We start from the raw sequence: 18732 nt of genomic DNA, 5'->3' as shown, positions 1-18732 counted from the left end.
GAAGAGTCATGTCCGAACATCCAATCGATCCTCACGCGCATCATTACGCGCATTGCCTGCCGTTCGGCGCGCAATTGCTCGGGCCCAAGGGCGCGAATCCGCGCACGCGTTTTCGTTTCTGGGCGCCATCGTGCAAAAGCGTGCAGGTCGAAATCGAGAACGGCGCCGCGCAAGGCGCGCATGAAATGACGCCGGCCGGCAACGGCTGGTTCGAAGCGAGCGTCGAGAGCGGCGCGGGCACGCTGTACCGCTTTCGTCTCGACGACGGCAATGCGGTGCCCGATCCGGCGTCGCGCTTTCAGCCGCAAGACGTGCATGGTCCGAGCGAAGTCATCGACCCGCGCGCGTATCGCTGGGAACATTGCGACTGGCATGGCCGGCCGTGGGAAGAAACCGTGTTGTACGAACTGCACGTCGGTGCGATGGGCGGCTATCAGGGCGTGCAAAAACGCTTGCCCGCGCTCGCGGCGCTCGGCGTGACGGCGATCGAACTGATGCCCTTGAACGACTTTCCGGGCAAGCACAATTGGGGCTATGACGGCGTGCTGCCCTACGCGCCCGATTCCGCATACGGCCGCCCCGAGGAACTGAAGGCGCTGATCGACGCCGCGCACGGTCTCGGCCTAATGGTGTTTCTCGACGTGGTCTACAACCATTTCGGCCCTGACGGCAACTATCTGCACGAATACGCGCGCTCGTTTTTCCGCGAAGGCACGCATACGCCGTGGGGCCCGGCCATCGACTTCGAGCGCAGTGAAGTCAGCGACTTTTTCATGGACAACGCCGTCTACTGGATCAACGAATACCGGATAGACGGCCTGCGTTTCGACGCGGTTCACGCGATCGACAATCACCGCTGGCTGCGCGAGCTGTCCGATCATATTCGCGCCCATGTGCAGCATGGCCGCCATGTGCATCTGGTGCTGGAAAACGAGCACAACAGTGCAAGCCTGTTGGAGAACCACTTCAACGCGCAATGGAACGACGACGCGCACAACACGCTGCATGTGCTGCTGACCGGTGAGACCGAAGGCTATTACCACGCGTACGAGGATCAGCCGATCCGCCGTCTTGCTCGCGTGCTCTCCGAGGGCTTCGCGTATCAGGGCGATCCGTCGCCGCTGCACGACGGCGCGCCGCGCGGCGAATCGAGCGGGCATTTGCCGCCCACGTCGTTCGTGATGTTTTTGCAGAACCACGATCAGATCGGCAATCGCGCATTCGGCGAGCGTCTGCGCAAGCTCACGTCGGATGACGCATTGCGCGCGGCCACCGGCTTGCTGCTGCTGTCGCCGCAAATTCCGCTGCTCTTCATGGACGAGGAATACGGCTCGACGCAGCCGTTCCTGTTCTTCACCGATTACACCGGCGATCTCGCCGACGCCGTGCGCGAGGGACGTCGCCGCGAGTTCGCGCGTTTCTCGTCGTTCAGCGACGAAAAACGTCGCGCGCAGATTCCCGATCCGAACGACGTGAAGACGTTTGCCGCATCGTCGCCGCCCGAGCCCGTGACCGCCTCGTCTTCTACTGCGCAGGATGACGAAGCAAAAGACCGCCTCGACTGGATGCACTTCTACAAATCCGCGCTGACGGTACGCGCAAAACTGATCACGCCGCGTCTGAAGCACGGCAAGGCGCTCAACGCAACGGTGCTTGTGGATGAAAACGGCACGGACGCGAATGCGCTGATAGCACGCTGGAAACTCAGCGATGGCGAGACGCTGTCGCTCGCGCTCAATCTGTCGAAGCAAAGCGTGCCGTTTAACGATGTGCCTGCCGGCAAGGTCATTTTCGAAACGCCGCCGCGCGTGCGCGAGCAGATCGACGCAAACGTGTTGCCGCCGAATGCGTTCGTCGCGTGGCTGACCGGCGACATCAACGACTATGCGATCGGTCATGATGCGCGCATCGTCGGCAAAGAGGAGCGCCGCTCGTGAGTACCCGACGCTCTGGCGATACGATCGACACGCTCGCGGCGCGCGCCGGCTTCGAGGTGGAGTGGGAAGACGCGCATCACAAGGTGCATCGCGTGCCCGAGAAGACGCTCGCGGTTCTGCTCGAACGCATGGGCTTGCCGTGCGGCAACGCGACGCAAATCCGGCAAAGCGCGGCCGCACTCGACGCCGAATTGTCGGGCCGCAAACTGCCGCCGCTGATGACCGCCGAAGTCGGGCGCGGCATTGCGTTGCCCGCGACCGCGCTCAAGTCGGGCAGCCATTACCGCATCGAACTGGAAAGCGGCTCCATCATCGACGGACGCTTTACCGCGCCCAAAGGCGAAGAGGCGTTGCTCGCGCCCATCGACGAACCCGGTTATCACACGCTCGTCATTCACGAACAGCGCGTGACGCTCGCGATCGCGCCGTCGCGCTGCTATACCGTCGCCGACGCATGGCGCACGTTGCGTGACGACGAGCGCGCCGAGGCGCCGCCGCTATGGGGCGTGGCCGCGCAGTTGTATGGCTTGCGACGCGTGGGCGACGGCGGCATCGGCGATTATTCGGCGCTCGCCCGCATCGCGACGGAGAGCGCAAAACGCGGCGCGCATGCGCTCGCCGTGAGCCCGACGCACGCGATGTTCAGCGCGGAGCCCAATCGCTTCAGTCCGTATTCGCCGTCGTCGCGTTTGTGGTTGAACGTCACGCATATCGATCCGGCAGCGGTGTTCGGCGCGGACGCTGCGCGCGCCGCGATGGAGTCCGCACAAGCCGCGGACGCGTGGACCGAACTCGAAGGCTTGCCGTTGATCGACTGGCCGAAGGCGGTCGTGCTGAAGCTGAAGGTGTTGCGCGCGTTGTTCGAGAATTTCTGCGCGCATGACCGGGCCCACGACGGCGCGCCCGATACGCCGCGCGCGCTCGAATTTCACGGCTTTTGCGAACGCGCGGGACGAGCGCTCGAAGATCATGCGCGCTTCGAAGCGCTGCAGGCCGCGCAACTCGCGCAAGGCGGCAACGGTCATTGGCGCGACTGGCCGGAAGCATTGCGCGATCCGCGCAGCCCGGAAGTGGATGCGTTCGCGCAAGCGCATCGCCATGAAGTCGACTTTCATCTCTTTCTGCAATGGCTTGCCGCGAAAGGTCTGTCGCACGCGCAACACGCGGCGCGCGAGGCGGGCATGGCGGTCGGTGTGATCGCCGATCTCGCCGTGGGATGCGACAGCGCGGGCAGCCATGCATGGTCCTACCGCGACGACATGCTGCAAGGCGTGTCCGTCGGCGCGCCGCCCGACCTCTTCAATCAGGCGGGACAAAGCTGGGGCCTCACCACGTTCTCGCCGCGCGCGATGCGCACGCAAGGCTTCTCCGCGTTCATCGACATGCTGCGCGCCGCCTTTGCACACGCTGGCGGAATTCGCATCGATCATATTCTTGGCTTGCGGCGCCTGTGGCTCGTGCCGGAAGGCGAGAGCGCGCGCAACGGCGCGTATCTGCGCTATCCGCTCGAAGACCAGTTGCGTCTGATCGCGCTCGAATCGTGGCGGCATCGCGCGATTGTGATCGGCGAAGATCTCGGCACCGTGCCGCCCGGCTTTCGCGAGCGGCTCAACGAGCATGGCATTGCCGGCATCCGCGTGCTGTGGTTCGAACGCGGCGAAGACGGCACAGGCTTCAAGCCGCCGCAGGCGTGGGACCGCAATGCGGTCGGCACGACGACCACGCACGATCTGCCGACCGTCGCCGGCTGGTGGGCCGGCAGCGACATTAGCTGGCGCAACAAGATCGGCCAGACGATGGCGCGCCCCGATGGCCGCGATCCCGAAGAAGCCGCGCAGGAAGAGCGCGCGAGCGACCGCGCCGACCTGTGGCGCGCGTTCCAGGAAGCCGGCGTGGCCGCGCCGGATGTCGACGCGCCGCCGCTCGAGAGCCCGCCCGTCGACGAAGCTCTCGCCTTTGTCGCGGCAACGCCCGGCCCGCTCGTCACGTTTCCGCTCGAAGACCTGCTCGCGCAGAGCGAACAGCCGAACTTGCCCGGTTCGATCGACGAGCATCCGAACTGGCGCCGCCGCATGAATCTGCCCATCGACGAAATGTTTCTCGACGACGCCTTCTGCGACCGGCTGCTCGCAGTCGACCGGGCGCGCAGCGCCGCAACCGTTTCCACTCCTTCAGCCAATACCGCTTCGGAGCCTGATACGCCATGACCGTCCCACGCTCCACTGTTCGCCTCCAGTTTCATCGGGGCTTCACTTTCGACGATGCCGCGAAGCACGTCGAGTATTTCGCCGCGCTCGGCATCAGCCATGTGTACGCGTCGCCGATCACCACGGCCGAGCCCGGTTCGATGCACGGCTACGACACCGTCGATTACACGCATGTGAGCGCCGAATGCGGCGGCGAGGCGGCCCTGAAGCGCCTCGTCGAAAAATTGCACGCGCACGGCATGGGGCTGATCGTCGACATGGTGCCGAACCACATGGGCGTCGGCGGCTCGAGCAATGTGTGGTGGCTCGATATTCTCGAATGGGGCCGTCACAGCACGTACGCGCGTCACTTCGATGTGGACTGGCATTCGCCCGATCCGGCGTTGCGCGGCAAGGTGCTGCTGCCGACGCTCGGCGCGCCGTATGGCGACGAGCTGGCGTCAGGCCGCATCGCGCTGCATTTCGCCGCGGACAGCGGGCGCTTTTATGTCGGCTACGGACCGCACGTGTTTCCGGTGTGTCCGGTCGATTACCCGTCGATCCTGCAAAGCGCCGATCGCGCCGATCTCAGCGCGCTCGCCGAGCGCTTCCAGGGACTGACGACGCAGCCCACCGATCAGCCGCGCGCCGCCGAAGGCCGCGAGATGCTGCGCGAGTTCGTTGCGCTAAACGGCGAGTCGGCCATTCAATTCGCGCTGCAAACCTATTCGCCCGAAGATCCGCTCACGCGCGACCGCCTGCATCGGCTGCTCGAACGCCAGCATTTCCGCCTCGCGTGGTGGCGCACCGCCGCCGACGAAGTCAACTGGCGGCGCTTCTTCGACATCTCGACGCTCGCCGCCGTGCGCGCCGAACGGCCCGAGGTCTTCGAAGCGACGCATGCGCTGGTTTTCCGTCTGTATCAGGAAGGCGTGATCGACGGTCTGCGGATCGATCACGTCGACGGCCTCGCCGAGCCGCGCGAGTACTGTCAGCGGCTGCGGCAACGTCTGACGGAATTGCGCGATACGACGCCGTATGTGGTCGTCGAAAAGATTCTGGCGCGCGGCGAACCGCTGCGCGACGACTGGCCGGTGGACGGCACGACCGGCTATGACTTCATGAACGACGTCGGCGCGCTGCTGCATGACCCGGCAGGTGCAGAGCCGCTTGCCGACGCGTGGGCCGAACTCACGGGCCGCAGCCCGAATTTCGCGGATGAAGCATTGGCCGCGCGGCGCAAGATCGTCGCGGAGAATCTATCGGCGGAACTCGACCGCGCGGCGCGCGCGCTGCATCGCATTGCGCGCGACTCGCTCGCCACGCGCGATTACACGTTCACCAGCCTGCGCCGCGTGTTGACCGAACTGGTCGTGCATTTTCCCGTGTACCGCATCTATCCGCAAAGCGGCTTGCGCAGCGCCGCCGACAACGTGTTCTTCGAGCAGGCGCTGGCGGGCGCGCGCGCGACGCTTTCGCGCGCCGATCATGGCGTGCTCGAACGTGTCGATGCGTGGCTCGGCGGCGGCGTCGACGACACGCAGAGCGCGCGCCACGGTCAGCCGCAGCAAGGCCCGAACGGCGCACCGCCCAACCATGCCGGCTCCGCGCGGCGCACCGCGCAAACGCTGTTCTCGCAGTTGACCGCGCCGGTTGCCGCGAAGGCCGTCGAGGACACCGCCTGCTATCGCTATGGCCGGCTGTTGTCGCGGTGTGAAGTCGGCGCCGATCCGGGCGAGTTTGCGTTGTCGGTCGAGCAGTTTCACGCGGGCAACGTCGAGCGCTCGCAGCGCTTGCCTCACGCAATGCTGACCACCGCCACGCACGATCACAAGCGCGGTGAAGACGTGCGCGCGCGGCTCGCGGTGCTGAGCGAAATTCCGCACGAGTGGACGGCGACGTTGCGCGCGTGGTCGACGTTGAACGCGCCGCAGCGCCGCTCGCTCGACGGCAAGCCGGTCAGCAGCGTCGGGCAGGACACGAGCTACGACTGGGCGCCCGGTCCCGCCGCCGAGGCGATGCTGTATCAGACGCTGGTCGGTTGCTGGCCGCCCGACCTGCAGCCCGACGACCAGGCGGGCGTCAAGGCATTGGCCGAGCGCGTCGCGCAATGGCAGTTGAAGGCGCTGCGCGAGGCGAAGCTGCAAACCAACTGGTTCACGCCCGACGAAGCCTACGAAGCCGGTTGCCGCGACTTCCTGTTCGACATTCTCGCGCCGCAGCGGCGCGACGGGTTCCTCCAGGAACTGGCCGCGTTTGTCGCACGCATCTCGCGCGCCGGCGCGCTCAACAGTCTGCAGCAGACCGTCTTGCGGCTTGCATCGCCTGGGATTCCCGATCTTTATCAAGGCACCGAGTTGTGGGACTTCAGCCTCGTCGATCCGGACAATCGCAGGCCCGTCGATTTCGACGCGCGCGCCGCGTTGCTCGCGGAAACGCCGCCGTCCGAATTTCTGTCGACGTGGCGCAACGGACGCGTGAAGCTCGCGGTCGTGCAGCGCGTGCTCGCGCTGCGCGCGCATTTGCCGGAGTTGCTGAGCCAGGGCACTTATCTGCCGCTGACCGTGCGCGGCGCGCATGCGTCGAATGTGATCGCGTTTGCGCGGCGGCATGGCAATGCGTGGGCGGTTGTCGTCGCGAGCCGGCTTGCGGCCGGGCTGCTCGGCGGCGAAGGCGATCTGCCGATGGTGGACCCGGAGAAGTGGCAGGACACCGCCGTCGAGATGCCCGCCGATCTGTCCGCGCGAGCGCTCTTCGACTGGCTGAGTCCGGCCGCGCCGAAGGTCGATGAGAACGGCTTGTTGTGTCTACGCGATGCGCTCGCCGCGATGCCGATTGCGGTGCTGGTTGAGGACGGCGTGCCGCGGAGTTGACGGCGGCTTTAGCGCTTTCGCTAACCGCCTTCGTCGTCGAACACCTTGGGGTACACGCGCACGAGCACGATGCGCGGTCCCTTCATCTTTTTCACGACCACGTCGAAGCGGTCGAATTCGACGCGCTGCCCTTCGGTCGGCAAATCGTTGAGCGCCTGAATCACGAGGCCGCCAACGGATTCGGCCTTGCCTTCGTCGATGTCGATGCCCAGTGCGCGTTCGAGCGACACGACCGGCAAGCTGCCCTTGCCCATCAACGTGCCGTCGTCCATGCGCGACCAGTCGGCGTCGCCCTGGCGGAATTCGTCGTGAATCTGGCCGACTAGCGCGCCGAGCAGATTGTCGAGCGTGAGAAAACCAATGGGCTTCGAATTCTTGTGGCCCACCAGCGCGAAATGCGGCGCGCCCTTGCGGAATCGGCGAAACAGTTCGAGTGCCGGCATATCGGGCTTCACGTATTGAACGGGCCGCGCGTAGTGCGACAGATCGTCGAGCGTGCTGCCGGCATGGCGCGCGAGCAGCAAGTCCTTCAGGTGGATCATGCCGGCCACGCGTTCGCCGGACGCATCCTCGAAAAGCGGGTAGCGGCTGAAGCGATGCCGCGCGACCACCTGCATGTTTTCGCGCAATGGCAGATCGACACGCAGGCCGATCATTTCGTAGGCCGGACGCATCAGGTCCGACACGGTCATGCGCGAAAAATCCAGCGAATGCGCGATGGTGTTCCACTCGTCCTGACTGTACGCGTCTTCCGGCGCGCCGCGCTCCGACGCGACATTACGGCGGCTGCGCAGGATGAGCTTCAGTTCGTCGGTCGAATAATGCGAGTCGTGCGCATGCTCCGCGTGGAGGCCGGCGAGTTTGAGGACCGCGTTCGCGCTCGTGTTGAGCAGCCAGATCGCCGGATACATCGCCCAATAAAAACCGTACAGCGGCGTGGCGGCCCATAGCGAGACCTTTTCCGCTTCGCGAATTGCGAGCGACTTCGGCGCGAGTTCGCCGACCACGATATGCAGAAACGAAATGCACGAAAACGCGAAGAACAGCGAAATGCCGTGAATCAACTGCTCGGACTGCACACCGGCGATGCTGAAGAGCGGCGTCAGCAGTTCGGCAAACGCGGGCTCGCCGATCCAGCCAAGCCCGAGCGAGGCGAGCGTAATGCCCAACTGACACGCGGACAGATACGCGTCGAGGCGGCCATGCACCTTGGCGAGCAGGCGCCCGCGCATGCCGTGGTGTTCGGCGAGACTGCGCACGCGCGTCTGCCGTAACTTGACCAGGCCGAATTCGGCGGCAACGAAGAAACCGTTCAGGGCGACGAGAAGCAATGCCCCGAGAAGGGCGACAACCTGGATCAAAGCGGCGGGCTCCGGCAACAAAAGTTGTCAGTATAGAGGGTGAAAGCTCGTCGAAAAGTTAATCGCCGATGACGCGTGCCATGAGTAAGTGCCGTAAGCGCCGTAAGCGCCGTAAGCGCTGCAAGCGTTCATCGCGCTGCCGGGGCGCTCAACGGAACGCGCAACGACAGGGTGGCGGGAGCGGCGTCGGTGGCGTCCTGTTGCTCGAAGCCGCCGCCATGCGCTTCCGCGACGCGCTTGCACAGCGCGAGCACCCACGCGATGCGATTGGCTTCGCGCGGCTCGCGAGCCTGCTTCCGCGCAAACGCTTCGAGCAGATGAGGCAGCGACGCATCGACCAGCGCGGCGCTCGCCTCGTACGTGACCGCGGCATGCCAGGCCGTTGCATCCGCACGCGCTTCAAGCGTGACAGCCGAGTCTTGCGCGCTCGATTCGACCGCAAAGGTGAGCATCATCCATAACGCGGCGGCGAGGCGCTCGCGGTCGCCATTCAGTTGCTCGGTGCCGAGTTGAGAATTGACGACGACTTCGACGCCGCGCGTGCGCGCGAGGCCCGAGCGCACTTCTTCCGCGGTTTCGTCGAGCAGCGGATGCAGCGGAAACGGTGCATACGCGAGCGCGAGCGATTTCGTCTCGGCGCGGGTGGCGTCGACGACCGTTTCGAGCAACTTCACCTGTTGATCGACACCGTTGCGAATGCCGGTCACCGCACGCTGCGAATTGGGATCGTTGGGGTCGAGCTTGCGCTCCAGCACATAAGCCCAGCTATGAATAGCGTTCAACGGACCGCGCAAGTCGTGCGACACGAGCGACAGCACATGGTCGCGCATGAAAAGCGCGGCTTCGGCGCGCAGATGCGCGGTGCGTTCGGATACGGCGAACGCGGAAGCCGCCGGCTGGGTCCCGGTTGCCCCGGCCGTTCCCGTTGTAGACGTTGTCACGATCGACCTCTCAGGCAATGCATCATGATTGGGAAAGTCCCATTATAGGCATGCCACCGGACGCCACCAGCCTGGCCGGATGGCTATTGCTGGCCGCAATCCGCGTGCCGCGCCGCGCTGTTCGACTGGCCTGCGTCAACGCGCCTACAATGTCGGTTTTACGTTTGTGAACCAAGGAGCGACATATGTCGACTGTGACTACCGAATCCGGCTTGAAGTATGAAGACATCGTTGAAGGAACGGGCGCGGAAGCGGTTGCTGGCAAGACCGTCAGCGTGCATTACACCGGCTGGCTGACCGACGGCCAGAAGTTCGACTCGAGCAAGGATCGCAACGATCCGTTCGCGTTCGTGCTCGGCGGCGGCATGGTCATCAAGGGCTGGGACGAAGGCGTGCAAGGCATGAAGGTCGGCGGCACGCGCAAGCTGACCATTCCGCCGCAACTCGGCTACGGCGTGCGCGGCGCGGGCGGCGTGATTCCGCCGAATGCGACGCTCGTGTTCGAAGTCGAACTGCTCGACGTTTGAGGCTTCGGCCATCCGTTTCGCCGCTGGTCTGTTGCCTGACTTTCGATGACGCACGCCGCCGTTACCGCACCTAGCGTTTCGCTGCGCCGCTTCGGCGCGGCGCAGGCGTCGGACGTGCACGACTTCCACCAGGTCGTGCTCGGACTCGACGGCGCGATGGTGATGGCGGTGGACGGCGTCGCGCAACGAATCGACGCGCGCTGCGCGTGGCTGATTCCAGCAGGCGCGCGGCACGATTACGCGGGGCTCGGCGAAAACCGGCAGTTGGTGCTGGACTTGCCGGCCGCGACGCTCGCCGTGCCCGAGCGATTGTTCGATCGGGCACGGGCTGTTGTCGTCGATGCGCCGTTTACCGAACTCGTGCAGCGCATTGCGTCGCACGCGGCGGAGGGCGCGGACGACACGCAGCGCGCGCCGGCGGACGATCTCGATGTGCGGCGTTTTCATTGGGACGCGGCTGCGCGACTCGGCGCGGCGTTGATTGCCGGCGCCGGCATGCAAGGCGCCGAAGCGCCCGCGGCCGGGCTCGACTTCGCGCGGATCGACCGCTGGTTGCGCACGCATCTGTCCGAACCGCTGCGTATTGCCGGCCTTGCCGCGCATTGCGGCTTCGGCATGCGGCGCTTCCATCAACTTTTTATCGACGCGTTCGGCGAAACGCCGCATCGCTATTTGCAGCGGCTGCGGCTCGATACGTCGCTCACGCTGCTCGCCGATCCGCGGCTTTCGCTGGCGGACATCGCGCTCGACATCGGTTTCGGCGATCAGAGCGCTTATACGCACGCATTCACGCGACGGTTCGGGTTAGCGCCTGGGCAGTGGCGCGCGTTGCGGCATTGAGCGGTTTTGGGTCGAGGGCGTTGAGCTTCAGACGCTGCCGCATCGACGCATCAAACTTCGCCGCATAAAAAAGCGCGCTGGCCAATAAGCTCAGCGCGCCCTATACCTACTCTCTGCGATAACTCAGCACTCAGCCAGCGAGGCCGCGCTCCAGATCGGCGCGAATATCCGCCGGATTCTCCAATCCCACCGCGAGACGAATCAGGCCCTCGGTGATGCCGGCCGCTTCTCGCGCTTCGGGCGTCACCCGGCCATGCGTTGTCGTCGCCGGATGCGTGATGGTCGTGCGCGTGTCGCCGAGGTTGCCCGTGATCGAACAGATCTTCGTGCTGTCGATCACGCGCCACGCGTTCGCGCGCATCTGCTCGGGCGTGTCGCCCTTCAACTCGAACGAAACGATCGCGCCGCCCGCCTTCTGCTGACGCATCGCGAGCGCGTGTTGCGGATGCGATTCGAGACCGGGATAGAACACGCGCTTCACGGCAGGATGCGAGTCGAGCCAGCGCGCGAGTTCAAGCGCATTCGCCGACTGCTTTTCGACGCGCAGCGACAACGTTTCCAGGCCCTTGAGCAGCACCCACGCGTTGAACGCGGACAGCGTCGGCCCGGCGCTGCGCACGAACGGAAAGACCTTTTCCATGATGAACTTCTTCGAGCCGACCAGCGCGCCGCCGAGCACGCGCCCCTGGCCGTCGAGGAACTTGGTGGCCGAATGCATGACCACGTCCGCGCCGAGCTTCAACGGCTGCTGCAACGCCGGGCTGCAAAAACAGTTATCCACGACGAAGAGCGCATTCGCCGCCTTGGCGATCTTGCTGATCGCCTCGATGTCGGCAATCTCGGTCAGCGGATTCGACGGCGTTTCGAGGAAGAACATCTTCGTCTCCGGACGCACCGCGTTTTTCCACGCATTGAGATCGGTGGGATCGACAAACGTGGTCGTGATGCCGAACTTGCTGAATATCTGCGAGAACATGCCGAGCGTCGAGCCGAACAGCGCCTGCGAGCTGACCAGATGGTCGCCGGCCTGCAGCGTGGACATCACCACCGACATGATCGCGGCCATTCCCGAAGCCGTCGCCATGCAGGCTTCGCCGCCTTCGAGCGCGGCCAGACGGTCCTGGAACATCGAGACGGTCGGGTTCGTGAAGCGCGAGTACGTGTAATAGTCCTCGGACTTCTTGAAGCGCTCGGCTGCGTCCGCGGCACTCGCGAAGACGAAGCTCGAGGTGAGGAAGATCGCTTCGGAATGCTCGTTGAAGTCGCTGCGCACCGTGCCCGAGCGGACTGCCAGCGTATCGAAGTTCAGGGAGTCGTCCATAGTCGTTGTGGTTTCCAAAGTTCCATGACTGCATTCGGCGCGCGGCTTGCGTCATGCAACCAGACCGCGTGGTCGAATGGCAGTAACAAAAAAAGCCCGTTTTTGCGCCGGCGCTTTTTGCGTCGGTACAAACGGGCTTCATGTGCGGGGAAAGCTGGAGCGGAGGCGGACAAGTGCGGCTTTTCCACCATTCGCTTTAGCTGTTTCGGGTTGCCCCGCGTCCGCAAGCTGAGATCAAATCGACGCAAGCCATCATGCTAACACGCTCGCGGCGCGGCGTGCAGCGACGCACGCGATGCCGCGAACGCGCGGTCGGCATTTAACCTACCGACAACTGCAAGTGTAACTGCGAGCGAGCGGGACCGCCGCCGTCGATGGCTTCGCTCGCGGCGTCGCGATCCGATTGCGACGACGGCGCGAGACGCGCGGTTTCGATGCGGTCGAGATACTCGGTCGTCACGTCGCCGGTCACGTAGTTGCCGTCGAAGCACGAAGCCTCGAACTCCTTCAGCGCCGGATTGATGTCGCGCACGGCCTGCTTGAGGGCGTCGACGTCCTGATACACGAGATGATCCGCGCCGATCATGCGCGCGACTTCTTCGTCCGAGCGGCCATGCGCGACCAGTTCGCCGCGCGTCGGCATGTCGATACCGTAGACGTTCGGGAACTTCACCGGCGGCGCCGCCGAAGCGAAGATCACCTTGTTCGCGCCGGCATCGCGCGCCATCTGCACGATTTCATGCGAGGTGGTACCGCGCACGATCGAGTCGTCGACGATCAGCACGTTCTTGCCCTTGAACTCGATGCCCATTGCGTTCAGCTTCTGGCGCACCGACTTCTTGCGCACCGCCTGGCCCGGCATGATGAAGGTGCGGCCCACGTAACGGTTCTTGAAGAAGCCTTCGCGATACTCGACGCCCAGCTTCTTCGCGACCTGCATCGCGGCCGGACGGGACGAATCGGGAATCGGCATGACGACGTCGATCGCGACATCGGGCAGTTCGCGCCTGATTTTCTCGGCGAGGTAATCGCCCATGCGCAGACGCACGTTATAAACCGGCACGCCGTCGAGCACCGAGTCCGGACGCGCGAGATACACGAGTTCGAAAATGCACGGGTTCAGGCTCGGGCTCGTCGCGCATTGCTGCGAGTGCAAGTTGCCGTCGAGGTCGATAAACACCGCTTCGCCCGGCGCCACGTCGCGTACGAATTCGAAGCCGATACCTTCGATCGCCACCGACTCCGACGCCAGAATCCATTCGACGCCTTCCGCCGTCTCCTGCTTGCCGAGACACAGCGGGCGAATGCCGAACGGGTCGCGGAAAGCGAGCAGGCCGTAACCGGCGATCAGCGAAACAATCGCATACGAACCCCGCACCCGCCGATGCACGCCCGACACCGCCTTAAAGAGCGCCGCCGGATCGAGCTGCAGGCCCGAGCTCGAAAGCTGCAATTCGTGCGCGAGCACGTTGAGCATGACTTCCGTGTCGGAATTGGTGTTGATGTGGCGGCGGTCGATGCGGAACATCTCATCTTTCAACTGCTGCCAGTTAGTCAGATTGCCGTTGTGCGCGAGGATGATGCCGAACGGCGCGTTCACGTAGAACGGCTGCGCTTCTTCTTCGCTCGACGCCGAGCCGGCCGTCGGGTAACGCACCTGGCCGATGCCGGTATTGCCCGGCAGGCTGCGCATGTTGCGCGTGCGGAACACGTCGCGCACCATGCCGTTGGCCTTGTGCATGTGGAAATTGCTGCCGTTCGCTGTCGCGATGCCGGCGGCGTCCTGACCGCGGTGCTGCAAAAGCAGCAGGCTGTCATAGATCAGCTGGTTGACCGGAGAATGGGAAACTACGCCTACGATGCCGCACATGGCATGTCCTTCAAAGGTACGAAATTCGTCAGAGCGGCCGGTGCCTCGCGAAGCGCGCGCGATATGCCGCGACGGTTCGCGACATGATGACAAGGCAACCGGTTTGAGCCGGAGTCCTGCCGCGTTCCCTTTTCGCTTAACTGATCGTCACACGCGGACGTACGCAGCGAGCGTTTCCGGAAGCAGCGGTTTCATTACGTGCACGCCCTCTACCGCATATGGCCGCAGCAAGGCGTTGCGCCAGAATTCCTGTTGGGGCAGTTCGGTCAGGCCTGCGAGGGCGACCAGAATCAGCACCAGAACGACCCCTCGTACGAGGCCGAACATCAAAACCGAGCGAGCGGTCCACGCCGCTCAAGCCGGAAGCCTGCACGATGCGGCTCAGGAGCGCATTCAGCACGCTCGCCACCAGCACCACGCCGATCGCCACCAGCGCGAAGGCCAACAGCCACTGGGTCAGCGCGCCGCCCGGCCACGTGGACGGGATATACGGCACGACATAACCGACGAAGCGGCAGGCAATGAAAAACGCCGCGATCCAGCCGATCAGCCCGAACACCTCGGACAAAAACCCGCGCCATGTGCCGCGCAAGGCCGACAAACCGATCACCGCCATTACAGCGTAGTCGAAGGCAGTGAACATCGCTCGCTTTACTGGCCAGCGCCGTTGTTCGTGCCCGAACCCAGACCCGCCTCGCGAACCTTCGCGATGGCGGCGCTTGCCGCCGCGCGATCCGCGAATGGTCCGGCGCGCAACAGCGTGAGCGTCGAGCCGTCAGCCTGCTTCCGATGTTCGGTATATGCGGGCACTCCCGCCGCTTTCAACTTGCTTGCCCAGTTGCGCGCATTGGCTTCGTTTGCAAAAGCGCCGAGCTGGACGGCGAAACGGTTGCCTGGCGGCGAGGCCGGCGTGCCGGAATTCGCGTCTGCGCTCGCGGCGACGTTGCTTTCATCCGCGGATGGCGCGGCGGCCGTGGCATTGCTGCGGGCCGCCGGCTTGCTGGTCGGCTTGGCCGTCACGGCAGGCGCTGTCGATGTGGCGGGCGCCGGTGTCGGCGCGGTGTTGGCTGCGACGGCGGGCGCTTGCGGCTTCGTAGCGGGCTTCGCGGCGGACGCCGAAGCTGCGTTCGCGTCGGCCCGCCTGGTGTCCTTCGACGGCGCTTGCGTGGCCGGCGCGAGGCTCGAAGCGGCGAGTGCCGCGTCCGGCGTCGGATTGTCCGGCGCGACGCCAGCCTGCGTGTCGATTTCGTGCTTTGCGAGTTTCGGTGCGGGACGACTGGGGATGTCGATGGAGATGTCGTCGGTAACGGGCTTCGGATGCGAGTCAAGCACCATCGGCAGGACGACCACTGCCGCGACGACCATCGCGATCGCGCCGACGAGCCGCCGCCGCGCGCGCTGCTTTTCCGGCAACGTGGGGTCGAGCAGCATCGCATCGGCATCGACGGTGCGCTCGGTGCGGCGGGTCCGCCGCTCCACGCGCTCGCTACGGGCGGCCCGGGTGGAACTGGTGTTTGCGCCGCGCCGGCTTGGCGCGTCGTCTTTCTTGCCGAACGAGAAAATTCCCATGAATCGCTTGGTTCGAGCGTGGCGCCCGTTCAGTGTTGCTGCGATTTACGGTAGGCCATCACGCCTGCTACCGTATAGAAACTGCCGAAAACCACGATTCTATCATTCTCTGACGCCCGCTTTAGCGCATCTTGGTACGCGTCGGCGGGGTTGGCGTAACGCGTGACGCTGCTGTCGGCGCTGTCTTCCACGCCCTGCTCGCGCAACGCGGCTTCCAGTTGCCCGGCCGAGGCCGCTCGCGGCGTGGGCAGATCGGTCACGCACCAGTGATCGATTTCGCCCTTCAGATGCGCGAGCACGCCGGCGATGTCTTTATCGCCCATCATGCCGAACACGCCATAGGTGTACGGAAAAAAGCCCATATTGCCGAGATTCTGGCCCAGCACCGCGGCCGCGTGCGGATTGTGGCCGACGTCCAGCACGACCGCCGGCTTGCCCGGCAGGACCTGGAAACGGCCAGGCAACTCGACGTTCGCGAGCCCAAGCCGGATATCCTGGGCCGAAACCGGCAGGCGATCACGCAGCGCCTCGAGTCCGGCCAATGCAGCGGACGTGTTGATCAATTGATTCGCGCCGCGCAACGCCGGATAGGCAAGCGCCGAGCGCCGCAGCGTCGGGCCGACGTAGTTCCATTGCTGACGCTCGCTGCCGGCCTGGCCTTCGTAGCGGAAATCGCGGCCGAATAGCCACAGTTCAGCGCCGATCTGCTCCGCGTGCTCGATCAGCGTTTGCGGCGGCACCGGGTCCGCGCAGATCGCCGGCTTGCCGGAGCGGAAAATCCCCGCCTTTTCGAGCGCGATTTTCTCGCGCGTGTCGCCGAGATATTCGGTGTGATCGATGTCGATACTGGTGATGATCGCGCAGTCGGTGTCGAGAATATTGACGGCGTCAAGGCGCCCGCCGAGGCCCACTTCGAAGATCACCGCGTCCAGTCCGCGCGACGCGAACAGGCTCATGATCGCGAGCGTCGTGAATTCGAAATACGTTAGCGACACCGGTTGGGCGAGGCTTGAACGCGCGGCCTCGACCTTCTCGAAGTGCTCGAGCAGATCGGCATCCGTCGCCATCTGGCCGTTGATCCGCGCGCGCTCGTTGAACGACAGCAAATGCGGCGACGTGTGACAGCCCACCGTGAAACCGGCGCGCAGCAGGATCGATTCGAGAATCGCGCAGGTCGAGCCCTTGCCGTTCGTCCCGCCAACCGTGATGACCGGGCACGCAAACGAGAACTGCATCGCGTCGCGAACCTGGCTGATTCGCGCGAGCCCCATGTCGATGCCGACCGGATGCGCGGATTCGAGATGCGTGAGCCACGCGTCGAGGGTGGGGAATGTGGTCATCGGGTGAATCGCGAGAAAATCATTGAGCGGTGTGGCAAACATGCGCGGCGCAGGGCCTCGCGCAGTATGTGAGACCGTGATTATCCCGGAAATGACAGCGCGCCGCTTGATTGCTCAAGCGGCGCGCTGTTTTTTGCGTTTTTCCCGACGACGAAGACGTCTGTCGTTGGCCTTCGCAGCTTACGCGACGGCGTCCGCCGGCTGATGGCTCAACAGCGCCATCAATTGAGCGAGTTCCTCGCGCAGCTTGCGGCGGTCCACGATCATGTCGATCGCACCCTTCGTCAGCAGAAACTCCGCGCGCTGGAAGCCTTCCGGCAGTTTTTCGCGCACGGTCTGTTCGATCACGCGCGGGCCGGCGAAGCCGATCAGCGCCTTGGGTTCGGCGATCACGACGTCGCCGAGAAACGCGAAACTCGCGGATACGCCGCCCATGGTCGGATCGGTCAGCACCGAGATGAACGGCAGCTTGGCCTCGGCCAGCTTTGTCAACATCGCCGTGGTCTTGGCCATTTGCATCAGCGAGAGCAGGCTTTCCTGCATCCGCGCGCCGCCCGATGCGGTGAAGCAGATAAACGGCACCTTTTGCTCGAGCGCGTTCTGCGCGCCGCGCGCAAAGCGCTCGCCGACCACCGAGCCCATCGAGCCGCCCATGAACGAGAACTCGAAGCAGGCCACGACGACCGGCAACGTGTGAATCGCGCCGCCCATGACGACCATGGCGTCGGTTTCGTCGGTGTCGTCCATCGCCTCTTTCAGGCGGTCCGGGTACTTGCGGCTGTCCTTGAACTTGAGCGCGTCGACCGGAACGATTTCCTGGCCGATTTCATAGCGTCCTTCCGGGTCCAGCAGGCCGTCGAGCCGCTCGCGCGCGCCAATGCGCATGTGGTGATCGCACTTCGGGCAAACATGCAGATTGGCCTCGACGTCGTTGCGATACAGCACGGCTTCGCATGACGGGCACTTGATCCACAGGCCTTCCGGAATCCCCTTGCGGCTCTTCGGGTCGGTTTGTTTGATTTTTGGCGGCAGCAGCTTATCGAGCCAGCTCATATTGAATCCTTCTGGGGTCAACGGTTGCGCAAACGGCGGGACGAACCCGCCGCTCACACTACAGACGACAAAATCACTGTTATCGGGCAGTCGCGACGCTATCGAGCGCCTCGCGCACCTCTGCGATGAAACGCGTGAGCGTCTCGGCAGCGGTTTCGGGGGCCGCCTGCTCGAGCAATTGCACGATACGGCTACCGATCACGACGGCATCGGAAACTTCGCCCACGAGACGCGCCGTTTCCGCGTCACGGATGCCAAAACCGACGCCGACCGGTAGGGGCACGCGCGACTTGATCGCCGGGATTTTACTCGCGATGCTGGAAACGTCCAGATTTGCCGCTCCGGTCACGCCTTTCAGCGACACGTAATAGACGTAACCGCTCGCGATCTTGCCGACTTCGGCGATGCGCTCGTCAGTCGACGTGGGCGCCAGCAAAAAGATCGGATCGATCCCCGCCGAACGCATTTTTTCGGCGAAGTTAGCGCATTCTTCGGGCGGATAATCGACCACCAGCACGCCGTCGACGCCGGCTTCCTTCGCCGCCTGCGCGAAGGCTTCGGTGCCCATGCGCTCGATCGGATTGGCGTAGCCCATCAGCACGACCGGCGTCGTGTCGTTGGTTTCGCGAAAGCGTTTCACATCGGCGATCACATGGCGCAGCGACACGCCGTGTGCGAGTGCCCGCTCGGACGATTGCTGGATCACGGGGCCGTCCGCCATCGGATCGGAAAACGGCACACCGAGTTCGATGACATCCGCGCCGCCGGCGGCGAGCGCATGCATGAATTCGACCGTGCGGGCCGGGTCGGGGTCGCCGGCCGTCATGAAAGGAATCAGGCCTTTTTTGCCCTGCTCGGACAGTGCGGCGAACGTGTTCTTGATACGGGACATGGAGTTGTTCTCGATTGAGCTA

General features: G+C 64.5%; 13 protein-coding genes and 1 pseudogene. 5 read left to right on the top strand and 9 right to left on the bottom strand.

Going from position 1 to position 18732, the window contains the following annotated elements; genetic code table 11:
* The first annotated feature begins 8 nt into the window (after positions 1-8).
* The 3 genes from treZ to treY are packed head-to-tail and all read left to right on the top strand — an operon-like array spanning position 9 to position 6996.
* Positions 9-1937: a malto-oligosyltrehalose trehalohydrolase gene (gene treZ, locus ABIE53_RS23465; RefSeq protein ID WP_192700461.1), complete on the top strand. Its 1929-nt coding sequence runs from the start codon at positions 9-11 to the stop codon at positions 1935-1937.
* On the top strand, positions 1934-4144 hold the full coding sequence (malQ, locus tag ABIE53_RS23460; protein WP_192700462.1) for a 4-alpha-glucanotransferase: 2211 nt from the start codon (positions 1934-1936) through the stop codon (positions 4142-4144). Before treZ ends, malQ begins: the two co-directional genes overlap by 4 nt.
* Positions 4141-6996 (top strand): malto-oligosyltrehalose synthase, encoded by a 2856-nt coding sequence (treY, locus tag ABIE53_RS23455; protein WP_192700463.1) that lies wholly within the window; start codon positions 4141-4143, stop codon positions 6994-6996. The genes malQ and treY overlap by 4 nt, the downstream gene beginning before the upstream one ends.
* A gap of 20 nt (positions 6997-7016) precedes the next feature.
* Here treY and ABIE53_RS23450 read toward each other — a convergent pair whose 3' ends face one another.
* Positions 7017-8357 carry a hemolysin family protein gene (locus ABIE53_RS23450; RefSeq protein WP_006047614.1) on the bottom strand — a complete coding sequence of 447 codons (1341 nt, stop codon included), beginning with the start codon at positions 8355-8357 and terminating at the stop codon, positions 7017-7019.
* A 128-nt stretch (positions 8358-8485) separates the two neighbouring features.
* Positions 8486-9298, bottom strand: coding sequence for a sensor histidine kinase (locus ABIE53_RS23445; RefSeq protein ID WP_053859686.1), 813 nt, complete (start codon positions 9296-9298; stop codon positions 8486-8488).
* A gap of 185 nt (positions 9299-9483) precedes the next feature.
* On the opposite strand from ABIE53_RS23445, the gene ABIE53_RS23440 reads away from it, so the two are divergent.
* Both ABIE53_RS23440 and ABIE53_RS23435 read left to right on the top strand, forming a co-directional pair.
* Positions 9484-9825 carry an FKBP-type peptidyl-prolyl cis-trans isomerase gene (locus ABIE53_RS23440; protein ID WP_006047612.1) on the top strand — a complete coding sequence of 114 codons (342 nt, stop codon included), beginning with the start codon at positions 9484-9486 and terminating at the stop codon, positions 9823-9825.
* Between the two features lie 45 nt (positions 9826-9870).
* Complete coding sequence (locus tag ABIE53_RS23435; protein WP_192700464.1) at positions 9871-10665, top strand: helix-turn-helix transcriptional regulator; 795 nt, start codon at positions 9871-9873, stop codon at positions 10663-10665.
* Between the two features lie 130 nt (positions 10666-10795).
* Here ABIE53_RS23435 and ABIE53_RS23430 read toward each other — a convergent pair whose 3' ends face one another.
* The 7 genes and pseudogenes from ABIE53_RS23430 to trpA all read right to left on the bottom strand — a co-directional run bounded on the left by ABIE53_RS23430 (position 10796) and on the right by trpA (position 18710).
* A complete protein-coding gene (locus ABIE53_RS23430) occupies positions 10796-11986 on the bottom strand; it encodes an O-succinylhomoserine sulfhydrylase (protein WP_192700465.1) in 1191 nt (396 codons plus the stop codon).
* 319 nt (positions 11987-12305) lie between these two features.
* Positions 12306-13856 carry an amidophosphoribosyltransferase gene (gene purF / locus ABIE53_RS23425; protein ID WP_006047609.1) on the bottom strand — a complete coding sequence of 517 codons (1551 nt, stop codon included), beginning with the start codon at positions 13854-13856 and terminating at the stop codon, positions 12306-12308.
* Positions 13857-14003: 147 nt separating this feature from the next.
* Positions 14004-14499: pseudogene (locus ABIE53_RS23420) on the bottom strand (CvpA family protein).
* Between the two features lie 8 nt (positions 14500-14507).
* Entirely contained in the window at positions 14508-15425 is a 918-nt protein-coding gene (locus tag ABIE53_RS23415) for an SPOR domain-containing protein (RefSeq protein ID WP_192700466.1), read from the bottom strand.
* Positions 15426-15454: 29 nt separating this feature from the next.
* Positions 15455-16765, bottom strand: a complete 1311-nt coding sequence (gene folC, locus ABIE53_RS23410) for a bifunctional tetrahydrofolate synthase/dihydrofolate synthase (RefSeq protein WP_192700467.1) — start codon at positions 16763-16765, stop codon at positions 15455-15457.
* Positions 16766-16945: 180 nt separating this feature from the next.
* Positions 16946-17818: an acetyl-CoA carboxylase, carboxyltransferase subunit beta gene (accD, locus tag ABIE53_RS23405; protein ID WP_006047605.1), complete on the bottom strand. Its 873-nt coding sequence runs from the start codon at positions 17816-17818 to the stop codon at positions 16946-16948.
* Positions 17819-17897: 79 nt separating this feature from the next.
* Positions 17898-18710, bottom strand: coding sequence for a tryptophan synthase subunit alpha (trpA, locus tag ABIE53_RS23400; protein ID WP_107710454.1), 813 nt, complete (start codon positions 18708-18710; stop codon positions 17898-17900).
* Positions 18711-18732 lie beyond the last annotated feature (22 nt).

It is taken from the genome of Paraburkholderia sp. OAS925 (genome assembly GCF_040543975.1).
Classification (GTDB): Bacteria; Pseudomonadota; Gammaproteobacteria; order Burkholderiales; family Burkholderiaceae; genus Paraburkholderia; species Paraburkholderia graminis.
The sequence above is the reverse complement of the archived record's forward strand: the minus strand, read 5'-3'. Positions and strand labels throughout refer to the sequence as shown.